11 protein-coding genes are annotated in these 14,059 nt (G+C 72.7%); 10 read left to right on the top strand and 1 reads right to left on the bottom strand.

What is annotated here, in order from left to right; all coding sequences use genetic code 11:
- Positions 1-153: 153 nt before the first annotated feature.
- Complete coding sequence (locus tag M3B01_RS09600; protein WP_259791630.1) at positions 154-1,281, bottom strand: MerR family transcriptional regulator; 1,128 nt, start codon at positions 1,279-1,281, stop codon at positions 154-156.
- A 615-nt stretch (positions 1,282-1,896) separates the two neighbouring features.
- On the opposite strand from M3B01_RS09600, the gene M3B01_RS09595 reads away from it, so the two are divergent.
- From M3B01_RS09595 to M3B01_RS09550, 10 genes are read left to right on the top strand one after another with little or no spacing between them, the layout of a single operon-like run.
- Positions 1,897-3,483, top strand: coding sequence for a hypothetical protein (locus M3B01_RS09595; RefSeq protein WP_259791628.1), 1,587 nt, complete (start codon positions 1,897-1,899; stop codon positions 3,481-3,483).
- Positions 3,480-4,496 (top strand): HAD-IIA family hydrolase, encoded by a 1,017-nt coding sequence (locus tag M3B01_RS09590; protein WP_259791626.1) that lies wholly within the window; start codon positions 3,480-3,482, stop codon positions 4,494-4,496. Before M3B01_RS09595 ends, M3B01_RS09590 begins: the two co-directional genes overlap by 4 nt.
- On the top strand, positions 4,493-5,347 hold the full coding sequence (locus M3B01_RS09585) for a TlyA family RNA methyltransferase (protein WP_259791623.1): 855 nt from the start codon (positions 4,493-4,495) through the stop codon (positions 5,345-5,347). The genes M3B01_RS09590 and M3B01_RS09585 overlap by 4 nt, the downstream gene beginning before the upstream one ends.
- On the top strand, positions 5,344-6,294 hold the full coding sequence (locus M3B01_RS09580; RefSeq protein WP_259791620.1) for an NAD kinase: 951 nt from the start codon (positions 5,344-5,346) through the stop codon (positions 6,292-6,294). The genes M3B01_RS09585 and M3B01_RS09580 overlap by 4 nt, the downstream gene beginning before the upstream one ends.
- 14 nt (positions 6,295-6,308) lie before the next feature.
- Positions 6,309-8,033: a DNA repair protein RecN gene (gene recN / locus M3B01_RS09575; protein ID WP_259791618.1), complete on the top strand. Its 1,725-nt coding sequence runs from the start codon at positions 6,309-6,311 to the stop codon at positions 8,031-8,033.
- Positions 8,030-9,211 carry a putative cytokinetic ring protein SteA gene (gene steA, locus M3B01_RS09570; RefSeq protein WP_259791616.1) on the top strand — a complete coding sequence of 394 codons (1,182 nt, stop codon included), beginning with the start codon at positions 8,030-8,032 and terminating at the stop codon, positions 9,209-9,211. Before recN ends, steA begins: the two co-directional genes overlap by 4 nt.
- A gap of 13 nt (positions 9,212-9,224) precedes the next feature.
- Positions 9,225-10,313, top strand: coding sequence for a copper transporter (locus M3B01_RS09565; RefSeq protein ID WP_259791613.1), 1,089 nt, complete (start codon positions 9,225-9,227; stop codon positions 10,311-10,313).
- A complete protein-coding gene (locus M3B01_RS09560) occupies positions 10,310-11,152 on the top strand; it encodes a hypothetical protein (protein ID WP_259791611.1) in 843 nt (280 codons plus the stop codon). The genes M3B01_RS09565 and M3B01_RS09560 overlap by 4 nt, the downstream gene beginning before the upstream one ends.
- On the top strand, positions 11,149-12,912 hold the full coding sequence (gene murJ / locus M3B01_RS09555; RefSeq protein WP_259791609.1) for a murein biosynthesis integral membrane protein MurJ: 1,764 nt from the start codon (positions 11,149-11,151) through the stop codon (positions 12,910-12,912). The genes M3B01_RS09560 and murJ overlap by 4 nt, the downstream gene beginning before the upstream one ends.
- The gene (locus M3B01_RS09550) at positions 12,909-14,030 is read left to right on the top strand and encodes a glycosyltransferase (RefSeq protein ID WP_259791607.1); all 1,122 of its coding nucleotides are present in this window, start codon (positions 12,909-12,911) and stop codon (positions 14,028-14,030) included. The genes murJ and M3B01_RS09550 overlap by 4 nt, the downstream gene beginning before the upstream one ends.
- The last annotated feature ends 29 nt before the right edge of the window (positions 14,031-14,059 follow it).

Genomic DNA, 14,059 nt, shown 5'->3' with positions numbered 1-14,059 from the left:
GCTCGTGATGAGTGTGTGCTCCTCCTTCATCCCTTCCCCTTTTTCATGTCCTCCGACTTTTTCATGTCCTCCGACGAGCCGGTGCGCCGAGAGCCTTCGAGCGCATCCATTCGGCGGGTCGTACCGGTCGTACCGTGCACTGCCGTCCCGTTGTCACAGGCCGATGTCTGCGACGGCGACCGCGATGTTGTCAGGGCCTCCCGCACCGAGGGCCGCGTTGACCAGTTTCTCGCATGCATCGGCAGGGGCAACTGCGCTCTGGACGATTCTGACGATCTCCGCCGGCCGTACCGGACCATGTATGCCGTCCGAGAGCAGCACCAGACGCGCATCGCTGGTCACCGTGCGGACGATGTAGTCCGGCTCGGTTCGCGCGCCTGCCGCCAGCGCACGGTTCAAGGTCGCACGCTCCGGATGGGACGCCGCTTCCTCCGATGTGAGTCGTCCTTCTGCGACCAACGACTGCACATGGGTGTGATCGCTGGTCACCACTTCCCAGCGCTTTCCCTGGTGGAGCAGTGCACGGGTGTCCCCGATGTGCATCACGTGGATCCGGGCACCGTCGATCAGCGCGGCCGTGAGTGTCGATCCGTCGAGGTCGTCGACCTGGTCGGTGGCAGCGTCCCACGCTGCCTCGAGAGCGCGGTCCACCGATCCCGGGTCGGCGTTCTCGCCCAGCCGGGCTGCGAGCTCGTCCTCGAACGCCACCAAGATACGGGTGCTGAGGGTGGGGGCGGCCGGGTTCGGGTCGGCGGTGAAACCGTCGGCCACGGCGATGAGGTGGCGGCCTCCGGGCAGAGCCAAGGTCACGGCGGCGTCGAGCTGCTCATGGCGCACCCCACCGGTATGGGTGCTGCTCGCGGTGGTGATGGTGGATGTGGATGTCATGCCGGGTTCTCCTTCGTGGGGGTGCCCGAGAGCTGCGATGAGTGCGCTGACCCCGTCGCGCCGGGTGGCAGCACTGGCCTGCTCCTGTCGGTGCCAGGCTTTGATCTCAAGCGCTGCATCCGCTGCGGTCAGGCCGAGGACCACACGGATACGGTCCAGTCCCATGCCTACGCCTCGCAAGGCGGCGATGAGCCGTGCCGCTTCGATCTGGTCACTGCCGTAGTAGCGGTACCCGGTGCAGGGATCCACCTCTCGAGGGCGCAGAAGTCCGGACTTGTCGTACAGGCGAATCGCCTTGTGACTCAATCCGGTCTGCTGCGCCAGTTCACCGATCGACAAGCGCTGTGCGTCGAACGGTGTGCTCGTGCTCTCCGATGATGCAGTGGTATCCACGGTCCTGCTCTCGGTGTCGTGCTGCCGGGCGTCTCCCTGCACCGCCACGGTGGAGTCTGCCCCAGGGGAGGGTCAACACCGCCATGCACCGCCGCGAGTGGTGCGACGTGAGCCGTCGGTGCGGGCGGGGCGTGGCCGGCACCGGGGTCATTGCTCCCGGACGAACTCCTTGTCGCCGCGCACCCAGGTGTTGGTGACCACTGTCATCGGGACGGAGAAGATGTCCTGGTCGAGGGGCACGAAGGAGGCCTCATCGTTCAGGCGGGGGCGGGCGTGGCCACCAGGACCGGTCCAGCCCCGCCTCTCCGGATGTGTCGTTCACGACCCCGCGGGCCGTGCGGAGCTCGAGCTCGCCACCACGGCGCTGGAGCGGCCAGAGGCGGGAGCCACGTCGATCCCGTTCCCTCCCTCGATGTTCACCCGTCCGTGCAGGGACGGGCATATCGACCGGGTGCCGAGAACGCGTCTATCGCCGGAAGCTGATGATCCGCTGTGCACCGGCCCACAGCAGGCCGTGAGTGCAGTCACGCGACGGGGGGTTACCGGAGGGTTCCTGCCGGGGGGTCGCCTAAAGTTGACGATCGATACCACCCATAGAGACGACGGATGTGCGACGTGGCTGAGAACAGCAAGAGCGAGAGTGGTCAGGGCGGCGGCGGGGACCGCCGTGCGCAGGGCCGGTCCGCTGCGCGCTCCGTCGATCGTTCCCGCTCCCAGCAGGGCGGACAGCAGCGTGGCGACCGCAAGCGGTACGGTGAGCGGACATCGCCCGACGAGCGCAAGCAGTCCGGCGAGCGCAAACAGTCCGGCGAGCGCAAGCAGTACGGCCAACGGCGCCAGGGGGGCGGGCCCGGTGACTGGACCCCGCGATCAGCCCGTGCGGACCGCCCGCGCTCCGTGGGCGAGCATCCCGGGGCGGCCCGCGACCGCGACTATCAGCCCACCGAGGGGTCGCGACCGCGTCGGGACGGGGGGCAACAACGCTCCGATCGTCGGTACGAGGGCAAGCCGCCACGACGTGAAGGCGGAGGGCGCCCTCACCCCGAGCGCCGGGATGATCGGGCGCGGGGCTGGGGCCGAGACGACCGCCGTCGGGACGACCGTCGACGCGAGGACCGTGGCCGGGAGGACCGTCGACGCGAGGACCGTGGCCGGGATGACCGTCGACGCGAGGACCGTGGCCGGGATGACCGCCGTCGTGAGGACCGTCGTCGGGAGGACCGTCGCTCGGAGCGTGATCCTCGCTCCTACCGTCCCGGTGAGGAGGAGCGCTCCAATCGCCCCTTCGAGCCTCGGATCCCCGAGGGGATCACCGGCAAGGAGCTCGATGTCGACGCTCTCGACGAACTGCGCGGCCTGAGCCGCGAGACCGCGGAAAGGGTCGCCAAGCACCTGGTCGCCGCCTTCGCCCTCGAGGAGGAGGACCCCGAGACCTCGCAGGCTCACGCCAAGTTCGCCGCCCGCATCGGCGGGCGCATCGGCGTGGTGCGCGAGACCTACGGGATCCTGGCCTACCGGGCCGGGGACTACCGCACCGCCGTGCGTGAGCTGCGCACCGCACTGCGCATCACCGGGCGCTGTGACGTGCTTCCTCTGATCGCGGACTCCGAGCGCGGGCTGGGGCGGCCGGAGCGCGCGCTGGACATCGCTGCCTCCGAGGACGCCTCCGGAATGGGGGCGGATGCCGCCATCGAGCTAATGATCGTGGTGGCCGGCGCCTACGCCGATACCGGTGACATCCAGACCGCGCTGCGCACTCTCGAGATCCCCGCACTGCGGCACAAGGTCGACGGCCGCTGGCAGGTGCGTCTGTGGGTCGCCTACGCCGACCTGCTCGAACGTGCAGATCGCGCCGATGAGGCCCGTCGATGGCTGACCCTGGCCGCTGATACCGACACCGATGGCCTCACCGATGCCGCTGAGCGGCTGGGGCGACCCGCTCCGGAGCCTGCCCCCGAACCGTCGTGGGAGGACGATGAGGAGATCCTCGTCGTCGACGCGTTCGAGGAGGAGCAGGAGCCCGAGACCCCCGAGGTCGGCGAACCGTCGGACGGCGCCGAGACCCCCGAGGTCGGCGAACCGTCGGACGGCGCCGAGACCCCCGAGGTCGGCGGACCGTCGGACGGCGCCGGGGAGACCGCTCAGTCCGAGGAGCGCGTCCTGGCGCCCACCCCAGACTCCGTGGGGGAGGAGCTGCGGTGATCCGCCGCCCTGAGCCATCGCTGCTCGACCTGCACGACGCCCTGCTGCTGGACCTCGACGGCACGCTGATGCACGGCACCCAGCCCATCGTGCATGCGGCCGAGGCCGTCGCGACGGCACGCGCACGCGGACTGCGCCTGGTGTTCGCCACCAACAACGCGTCCCGCACACCGCAGCAGGCCGCCCAGCACCTGGCGACCGTGGGCGTGGCTGCCGATCCGGAGGAGTTCATCACCTCGCCCCAGGTGGCGGCGCGACTGCTCGCCGAGCGCCTCGAGCCCGGCTCCACGGTCCTGGTGGTGGGTGGGCCCAGCCTGGCGCATGAGATCCGCGAGGTCGGTCTTGACCCGGTGACCGAGGACTCCGATCAGGTCGTGGCCGTGGTCCAGGGCTGGGCACCCGACCTGGATTGGTCGCGACTGGCCGAGGGCGCCTACGCGATCCGGCACGGCGCGAGCTGGATGGCCACCAATGTCGATGCGACCCTGCCCACGGAGCGCGGCCTCGCCCCCGGCAACGGGTCCATGGTCGCTGCTCTGCGGCACGCCACTGGTGCTGAGCCCGATGTGGCGGGCAAGCCCGAGCCCGGCATGTTCACCGTGGCCGCCACCGACATCGGCTCCCGCCGCCCGCTGGTGATCGGTGATCGCCTGGACACCGACATCGAGGGGGCGAACCGCGCGGGGATGGACTCATTGCTGGTGCTGACCGGTGTGGACGGCATCGAGACCGCGCTGCGCGCCGACCCCGTGCGCCGGCCCACCCACATCCTTCCGGACCTCTCCCACCTGGGGGATCCCTGTCCCCTCCCGGTGGTCACCGGCTCCTGCGCGCGCTGCGGCGCCGTGAGCGCGACCTGGGAGGACGGTGACATCGTCCTGGACGGCGAACTGCAGGACCCGCGCATCCTGCGGGCGGCACTGGCCCTGCTGCGCCGTCACGCGGCCGAGGAGCCGTGGACCGGACGCCTGCGGGGCCGCGGGGACGAGCTGATCGAGGCCGCGGCCACGTGAGCCCGCCCCGGCTCGACGTCGCACTGGCGGCGGCTGGGCTCGCCCGCTCACGCACCCACGCCCAGCGGATCATCGACGAGGGTCGCGCACGCATCGACGGCCGCGCCGCCACCCGAGCCAGCACGCCCGTCCCCGAGGGGGCCCAGCTGGCGGTGGTGGACGTCCCCGACGGGATCGAGTACGCCTCCCGTGCCGCCCACAAGCTGCAGGGGGCCCTCGAGCAGCTCGACCTGCCGGTGTCCGGGACGCACTGCCTGGACGCTGGGGCATCCACGGGCGGCTTCACCGATGTGCTGCTGCGCCACGGCGCCGCCTCCGTGATCGCCGTGGACATCGGCCACGACCAGCTGGCCGCGCACCTGCGCGAGGACCCCCGCGTGACCGTGCGCGACGGCACCAGCGTGCGCGACCTCGATCCTGAGCTGATCGGCGGCACGGTGGATCTGCTGGTGGCCGACCTCTCCTTCATCTCCCTGCGCACCGTGATGGCCCCGCTGGCCTGCGTGGTGCGCACCTGGGGAGACCTGCTGCTGATGGTCAAGCCCCAGTTCGAGGTGGGGCGCCAGGCGCTTCCCCGCAGCGGCGTGGTCACCGACCCCGCCCAGCGTGTGCGCGCTGTGACCGAGGTGGCCCGGACCGCGGCCCGGGAGGGACTGCTGCTGGCCGGTGTGGGGGCCAGCACCTTGCCAGGGCAGGACGGCAATCGTGAGTACTTCCTCCACCTGCGGCCCACCGGCCACGCCACCGAGCTCTCGGACCGCGCCTGTGACATGATCGGTTCCGTCGTGAACGAGCGCCACGCGCCCGGTCCGAGCCGACAGATCACCGAGGGGGAGGGCAGAGCACGATGAGGCGGTTCCTCCTGTACGTCCACACGGGACGCCGCGCTGCCCTGGACGCCATGCTCGCCGTGCTGGAGGAGCTGGCGGACCGCCAGGTCGAAGCGGTGCTGATGGCCGATCAGGTCGCGGAGATCCGCGCCCTGCCCGCCGAGGACGTCCCCGACGGGCTCCTGCAGGCGCTGGACCCACAGCGGGTTGACGCCCGGGATGTCATCGAGGCCGGGGACCGCGTCGAGCTGGGCATCGTGCTGGGGGGCGATGGCACCATCCTGCGCGCCCTGGAGACCGTGCGCGATGCCGACATCCCCGTCCACGGCGTGAACCTGGGGCATGTGGGCTTCCTCGCCGAGAGCGAGGTCGAGGGCCTCTCCGCGACCGTGTCGCGGCTGCTGGAGGGCGAGTACGAGATCGAGAGCCGCAGCGCCCTGCACATCACGGTGCTCGATCACGACGACCAGGTGGTGGCCCAGCACTGGGCGATGAACGAGGCGTCGCTGGAGAAGGCCGACCGCCAGCGGATGGTGTACGTCGCGATCGAGATCGACGGCCGCCCCGTCTCCTCCTTCGGATGCGACGGCGTGCTGCTGTCCACCCCCACCGGCTCCACCGCCTACGCCTTCAGCGCCGGGGGGCCGGTGATCTGGCCCGAGGTGGACGCCATGCTGCTGGTGCCGCTCGCCGCCCACGCCCTGTTCTCCCGGCCCCTGGTGCTGGGGCGCTCCTCCGTGGCCGCAGTGGAGATGACGATGGACAACCGCGACGAGGGCGTGCTGACACTGGACGGCCGCCGCACCGTGGACCTCACCCGCGGGATGCGCGTCGAGGCCCGCCTCTCCCCGGACTCGGTGCGCCTGGTGCGGATGTCCTCCACCCCGTTCGCCGACCGACTGGTGGAGAAGTTCCAGCTGCCCGTGGTCGGGTGGCGCGGTCGCAGCCGCGGCACCCATCCGCGCTGAGCGGGGCCGCCCCCATGCTCTCCACCCTGCGCATCCGCTCCATCGGCGTGATCGAGGACGCCACCCTCGAGTTCGGTCCCGGCTTCACCGCCCTGACGGGGGAGACCGGTGCCGGCAAGACCATGGTGGTCACCGGGTTGACGATGCTGCTGGGCGCACGTCTGGACCGCGGTCGCACCGGCACTGCCGCCACCGTGGACGGCACCCTCACCCTGGCCGGGCACGACGGCCTCGCCCAGGCGATCGACGAGCTGGGCGCCGAGGAGGAGGACGGCGAGGTGCTGGTGGTGCGCCGGGTGACCCGCGAAGGCCGCTCCCGCGCCCACATCGGCGGCGTCCCGGTCCCGATCGGGACGCTCGCCGCGCTGGTCGGCACCGCGGTGACCGTGCACGGGCAGTCCGACCAGCAGCGCCTGCGGGAGCCCGACGCCCAGCGCGAGGCCCTGGACCGCTTCGCGCAGCACGAGGTGGCCGGCCTGCTGGAGCAGCATCAGCAGCTGTGGGACCGGCGCGAACAGCTGCGGGCCCGCATCGACGAGCTCGACCACCTGCTGCGGCGCCGCGACCTGGAGGGCGCGCGCCTGCGCGAGGCACTGGAGCGTCTCGAGAGCGTCGATCCCGCCCCCGGGGAGGACCAGGCGCTGCGTGAGGAGCTGGAGCGGCTGGGCAACGCCGAGCAGCTGCGCACCGATGCCGACCAGGCCGCGACCGCACTGGTGGGGGACGACGGCCCGGCCGCCGCCGCCCTGCTGGACATCGCGGCCGAGGCAGTGCATCGCGCAGCCCGCACCGATCCCCAGCTCGTCCCGCTGGGGGAGCGGATGGAGGCCGCACGCCTGGAGCTGTCGGACCTCGCGGCGGAGCTGTCGCGGTACGCCGACGGCATCGACGCCTCGCCGGGCAGGCTCGATGCGGCCAACGAGCGCCTGCACGAGCTCACCACCCTGGTCCGCGACCTGGGCCCCGTGCTGCCCGGGCCGGACGGCCCCGCCGAGGACGTCACCGACCTGCTGGAGAGCTCCCGGGGCGCCGCCGAGGCCCTGGACCGCTACGACGGCGCCGAGGAGGAGCGGGAGCAGGCCTGCGCGCAGCTGGACTCCCTGGAGCAGGAGCTGGACGGCGCCGCCACCGCCCTGACCGAGGCCCGTGCACGGGCCGCCGAGGAACTCTCCGGTGCGGTGCAGGAGGAGCTGCGGCACCTGGAGATGCCCGATGCCGCCATCACCGTGGAGGTGGGATCCCAGCCCCATCGCCGCCACGGGCGGGACGCCATCGCCATCCTCCTGGCCCCCCACCCGGGAGCCGATCACCTGCCCGTCGCCCAGGCGGCCTCCGGCGGTGAGCTCAGCCGCGTGATGCTGGCCCTCGAGGTGGCGCTGGCCTCCCACCGCAAGGACCGCAGCGCTGCCCCGGTGTTCGTGTTCGACGAGATCGACGCCGGCATCGGCGGGCGGGCAGCCCTCGCCGTGGGCCAGCGCCTGGCCCGGCTCGCCCGCCACGCCCAGGTCATCGTGGTCACCCATCTGCCGCAGGTCGCCGCGCACGCCGGCACCCACCTGCGCATCGAGAAGACCAGCACCGACGGCTCCACCAGTTCCCGCATCGACGCCCTCGACGGCGAGGAGCGCATCCGCGAGCTCTCCCGCATGCTCGCCGGTGACGACCACTCCGACGTCGCCCTCGCCCACGCCCGAGAACTGCTGGAGGAGGCCACAGCCGTGGGGGAGGGCCGGCCGTGAGCATCCTCGAGCAGCCCCTGGTCGCCGGCACCGCCCGGTTGGGCAAGCGCACCAAGGACCTCACCAAGCGCCTGGGGCCCGGAGACGTCGCGGTGATCGACCACGAGGACATCGACCGGGTCGCCGCCGAGGCCCTGGTGGAGCGGCGCCCCGCCGCGGTGCTCAACGCCGCCGCCTCCACCTCCGGCCGGTACCCCAACGCCGGCCCACGCATCCTGGTCGATGCCGGCATCCCGCTGATCGACGGGCTCGGGCAGGCGGTGTTCGAGCAGCTGCACGAGGGCCAGGAGATCACCCTGCTCGGCCCCGCCGTGCTGGCAGGGGACACTCTGATCGCCGAGGGCACCGTGCAGGACGGGGCCACGGTGGCCGCCGCCCAGGAGGCCGCCCGTGAGGGGCTCTCCGAGCAGCTGGAGATGTTCGCGCAGAACACCATGGAGTACATGCTGCGCGAGCGGGACCTGCTGCTGGACGGGATCGGCGCCCCCGAGGTGCGCACCGTCATGGCCGGACGGCCCGTGCTGATCGTGGTGCGCGGCTACCACTACAAGGAGGACCTGCTCACGCTGCGTCCCTTCCTGCGGGAGTCCCGCCCCGTGATCATCGGGGTGGACGGCGGTGCCGATGCCGTGATGGAGGCCGGGTTCCGTCCCGACATGATCATCGGCGACATGGACTCCGTCTCCGACCGGGCCCTGGCCAGCGGTGCCGAGCTCGTGGTCCACGCCTATCGGGACGGACGCGCCCCAGGCATGGCCCGCCTGGAGGAGCTCGGGGTCGAGAAGGGAGCCGTGCTGTTCCCCGCCTCCGGCACCAGTGAGGACATCGCCATGCTGCTGGCGGACGAGAAGGGCGCCGCGGTGATCGTGGCCGTGGGCACCCACGGGACGCTCGAGGAGTTCTTGGACAAGGGACGCGCCGGCATGAGCTCCACGTTCCTGACCCGCCTGCGGATCGGCTCGAAGCTGGTGGACGCCAAAGGGGTCTCGCGGCTGTACCGGCAGCGGATCTCCAACTTCCAGCTGGTGCTGCTGGCGGTGGCCGGACTGCTGGCCCTGACCGTCGCACTGTGGGCCACCCCGGGCGGGCAGGCCCTGATGCAGATCCTCGGTGCCCGTCTCGATGGCATGCTGTCCTGGTTCACCACCCTGTTCGCGCCCCGCCTCCCCGGCGGGTAGGAGGGATCCGCCCGTGATCGATTTCCGATACCACCTGGTCTCCCTGATCTCGGTGTTCCTGGCGCTGGCCGTCGGTATCGTGCTGGGCGCCGGTCCGCTACGCGAGAGCCTGGGCGCCCAGCTCGCCGGACAGGTGGAGCAGCTGCGCACCGAGCAGGACGACCTGCGCGCCGAGGCCGAGGACCTGCGCACCCAGAACGACCAGCTGGCGGGGTTCATCAACGAGATCGGGCCGGAGCTGGTGGCCGGGACCCTCGAGGACAACGACGTGGTGGTCATCAGTGACCACAACTCCACGCGCCAGGCAGTCCAGCACCTCACCGGCCTGCTGGAGCACGCCGGCGCCCGCTCCGTGCCCCGGATCTCCCTGCAGCCGGCCCTGTGGGATCCTGCGGCCGAGCAGCGCCGCTCCGACGCCGTGGACTCCGTGGCCGGTATCGCCCCGGTGCTGCTGGATCGCGGCCTGGAGGACGACGAGCAGGTCCCCGCCCTGATCGTCACGCTGCTCACCCAGGACTCCTCCGCCGAGGTCACCCCGGAGCTGCGCTCGCAGGTGTGGCAGGTCCTGATCGACAACCAGCTGGTCACAGTCGACGGGGACATCCCCCCGCGGGCCTCGGCGGTGGTGTACGCGGCCGCGGAGCCGGCCCAGTTCACCGTGGAGGGCGACGACGATCCGACGGCAGCCGAACGTGCCCAGCAGCTGCTGACCGTGCAGTCCCGACTGCTGGCCACCCTGGCGCAGACGCGAACGCCGACCGTGCTGTCCGTGGCCACCCCGCACAACGACGGCACCGTGGGCATCCTGCGCAGCGTCCGCGGGGACAGCACCTTCTCCGAGCTGTCCACCACCGATCGGCTGCAGTCCGCCGACGGGCCGGTCCTGGCGGTGCTCGCCCTGATCGAGCAGGTGCGCGGAGGGGCAGGGGACTACGGCACCACCGCCGACGCCGATGCCCGGGTGCCGGGCCTGCCGGAGGCCACCCTGATCAACGAGCAGATCGAGGAGACCACCGGGACCGAGGGCACCGGTGCCGGCCCAGGGGACACCGACCCCGGCTCGCAGGAGCCCGCGCCCTCGGACGGAGGGGGAGCGGAGTGAACTGGCCCGCGCTGCGCAGCGAGCTGCGCCGCACCAACTACGCCGGGCGCACCGTCACCCTCGCTGAGGGCGCTGCGGTGTCCGCACTGCTCACTACGGGCACAGCGCTCGCCGGCAGCAGGCGAGACGCCCTCGTGCTGGGGGCGGTGGGAGCACTGGGCCTGGCCGACGACCTGCTCGAACCGCGCCAGCGCCGCGCAGGACGACCGGTGGCCAAGGGACTGCGCGGCCATCTCGGCGCCCTGCGCAGCGGGCGACTCACCACCGGGGGCGCCAAGGCCCTCGGCATCCCGGCCCTGGCCCTGCTGGGCGCGGCAGCGGCACCCCGTCCACGGCACGGCACGATGGTGCCGGCCGATGCGATCCTGGTGGCCGGCTGCGCCAACCTGGCGAACCTGCTGGACCTGCGCCCGGGGCGCGCGCTCAAGGCGGTGATCCCCGCTGCCGCCGCGCTCGCGGTCCCATCGGCATCGGCGCCGGCCCGTGGTAGGGACGCGGGGCAGGGGCATCCCTGCGGCGACCGCGACGCCAGCGGGCGGGCACTCGCGATCGCCGCCCTGGTGCCTGCTGCAGCCGCACTGCTGCCGGACCTGCGGGAGCACGGCATGCTCGGGGACGCCGGAGCCAACGCCCTCGGCGCCGCTGTCGGCCTCGCCGCCACCCGCCGTGCCCCGCGGCCGGTGCGACTCGGCCTGACCGGCCTGGTGGTGGCCCTCACCCTCGCCAGCGAGCGCGTGAGCTTCAGCGCCGTGATCGATCGCATCCCGGCGCTGAGAGCCGTGGACCGCTGGGGCCGACGGCAGGCACCCAGCGGGTCGGCAGAGGACCCTGACGCATGAGCGGCACCGAGCAGTCCCTCGCCACGGATCCCTCGCCCCTGGGCGGCACCGCCCGCGCCGTCCTGCGCGGCGCAGGGATCATCCTGGTCATCACCGTGGTGGCGCGGATCGCGGGCTTCGTGAGGTACCTGGTGTTCGGTGCCAGCGTGGGCGCCGGGGACGTCGGCACCGCCTACTCCACCGCCAACCTCCTCCCCAACGTCCTGTTCGAGGTGGTGGCCGGGGGCGCCCTGGCCGCTGTGGTCGTACCCCTGGTCGCCGGCCTGGTCCCCGAACGGCAGGACCGCGACGGCCAGCAGCTGCCCGTGCACGGCACGGAGACCCCCACCCCGGGCGCCGCCGACGTGGCCGACGGGCGCGATCGCGCCGACCGCATCATCTCCGCCCTGCTCACCTGGACCCTGCTGATCACCGCAGCCCTGGCCGCCGTCGTGATCGTGCTCGCACAGCCGCTGACCGAACTGCTGCTGGGCAGCGAGGACATGACCGGCCCGGGCATCGACCTGGGTGCTCGCCTGCTGCGCATCTTCGCCCTGCAGCTGCCTCTGTACGGCATCGCCGTGATCCTGGGCGCCTACCTGCAGGCGCGCAAGCGGTTCGTGTGGCCCGCACTGATGCCGCTGCTCTCCTCACTGCTGGTGATGGCCTCCTACCGCGTGTACGCCGCGATGGTGCCGCCGGTGGCGACCGCCTCGACGATCGATCCGCCTGCCGTGGGATGGCTCGGCTGGGGCACCACCGCCGGCGTGGCCGTCATGGGGCTCCCGGTGCTGATCGCCTCCCTGCACGCAGGCCTGCGGCTGCGACCGACGCTGCGGATGCCCGCCGGGGCGGGCCGCCAGGCCCTGGCCCTGGGCGCCGCCGGGATCGGCGCCGTGGGAGCTCAGCAGGCCGTGCTGGGCCTGGTGCTGCTGCTGGCCATGGGCGCCGGAGGCACCGGCACCCTGCCCGTGTTCCAGTACGCCCAGGCCGTGTACCTGCTGCCCTTCGCCGTGCTGGTGGTGCCGCTGACCACCGCGGTGTTCCCCCATCTGGCCGAACTGCGGCTGGTGGGCGACCCGGTGGCCTTCGCCCGGGTGTCCTCCGCCTCCGTGCGCACGGTGATCCTGATGGCGGTCGCAGGCTCGGCCATGCTGATCGCCGGGGCACCCGCCGTGGAGCAGTTCTTCCGGCTGGTCGACCGCTCCGGCGCGGCCGGCGTGGGCTCCACCTCTGCGGCTCTGGCCCTGGGACTGGCCGGCTACGCCGTGACCACCCAGTGCACGAGGGTGCTCTCGGCAGCGCTCCGCGCGCGGGATGCGCTGCTGGTGGGGTCCGTGGGCTGGGGAGCGGCAGCCGTGCTGATCCTGGCGGTCACCCTTCCCAGCCCGGGGCGCTCAGCAGCCGAGGCCGCCACCGCCTTCGGCATCTGCATCGCCATCGGGATGTCGCTGTCGGCCCTGGTGGGGCTGGGCCGGATCGCAGACGTGGTCGACCCCGGGGGAGACGCCCACCTGCTGCGGCGCACCTCCCTGATGGGCCCCGTGGCGCTGATCGCGGGAGCCGTCCCCGGCCTGCTGCTCGCCAAGTGGCTGGTCACCTCCACCACCGGCATCACCGGATCCGTGCTGGCCGGCATCGGCGCGGGACTCGTCGCCGCCGTTCTCAGCGGTGCGGTGCTGGCAGTGACTGATCTGCGGCTGCTGCACCGCCTGCCCTCCATGCTGCGCAGGGAACGACAGCAGAAGTCCGCCCCGGCGCGCGGGAGCATCGCGTCATGACGGCGAGCGACGGGGCCGCGGCCGGGAAGCGAGGGCCTGGAGGGGACCTCGCAGTGCTCCTGGTGCGCCCCCTCGCCACCGGGGGCCTGGCCGCGCACGTCGACCATGAGCTGCGCCTGCTGCGAGCCGCGGGGCTCACGGTGCACGAGTCCACCGTGCAGATCCCCGCGCGACCACACCCCGCCACGGATCTGCGGGCCGTGCGCACACTGAGGCGCGAGGCCCGCGCCCACCGCCCCGATGCAGTGCACGCCCATGGGCTGCGAGCCGGCGCACTGGCCGCCCTGGCACTGCTCGGCAGAGGACGCCTGGTGGTCACCCTGCACAACCGCCCCCTGGGCTCACGTGGAGTCCGTCTGATCGGAAGTGCCCTGCTGCGGATCATCGCGCGCCGGGCGGAGACGATCCTGTGCGTCTCCCCGGATCTGCTCGAGGACGCCCGAGCCGCCGGTGCCGCGGACGTGAGGTACGCGGTGGTGCCGGCCCCGGGGCGCTCCGTCGCAGGCGAAGGGGACCCCGACCCCGCAGCCGGGGCACTCCCGGCGTCCGAGGAGACACCAGTCCTGCCCGAGGCGGATCCTGCCCGCCTCGATGTGCTGGTGCTCGCGAGGCTGGCCCCGCAGAAGGGGCTGGACACTGTGCTCGATGCCGCCGCACTGCTGACCTCAGGGAAGGCAGGGGGCGCGGTCCGCATCCGCATCGCCGGTGAGGGGCCGCTGCGGGCGCCGCTGGAGTCCCGGATCCGCCAGGAGCGCCTCCCGGTCGAACTGCTGGGCCATCGCTCGGACGTGCCCGCTCTGCTGGCGGCCGCGGACCTGGTGGTCTCGGCGGCGGTGTGGGAAGGACAGCCCGTGGCGCTGCAGGAAGCCCTGCGGGCGGGCCGCGCGATCGTGGCGACCGACGCCGGCGGGACCCGCTGGGTCACCGGTGATGCCGCCCAGCTGGTGCCCGTCGGTGACGCCGCCGCTCTGGCAGCTGCGGTGCAGCGGCACCGGGATCCCCGGGTGCGGCACGCCGCCGAACAGGCATCCCGGCTGCGCGCAGCCCAGCTGCCCACCGAGCAGGACCTGAAGCGCCAGCTGGTGGATGTGCTCGCGGGAGCGGACCGGCCGGGGTAGGGTGAGAGTCCGTGGCAGATACCAGCGCG

The organism is Brachybacterium sp. p3-SID957, from assembly GCF_025144775.1.
Classification (GTDB): Bacteria; Actinomycetota; Actinomycetes; order Actinomycetales; family Dermabacteraceae; genus Brachybacterium; species Brachybacterium epidermidis.
The sequence above is the reverse complement of the archived record's forward strand: the minus strand, read 5'-3'. Positions and strand labels throughout refer to the sequence as shown.

What these genes read in the sequence shown, in the direction of transcription:
- M3B01_RS09580 (WP_259791620.1), top strand. Translation starts at nt 5,344, where the DNA reads ATGAGGCGGTTCCTCCTGTACGTCCACACGGGACGCCGCGCTGCCCTG.
- murJ (WP_259791609.1), top strand. Translation starts at nt 11,149, where the DNA reads ATGAGCGGCACCGAGCAGTCCCTCGCCACGGATCCCTCGCCCCTGGGC.
- recN (WP_259791618.1), top strand. Translation starts at nt 6,309, where the DNA reads ATGCTCTCCACCCTGCGCATCCGCTCCATCGGCGTGATCGAGGACGCC.
- M3B01_RS09550 (WP_259791607.1), top strand. Translation starts at nt 12,909, where the DNA reads ATGACGGCGAGCGACGGGGCCGCGGCCGGGAAGCGAGGGCCTGGAGGG.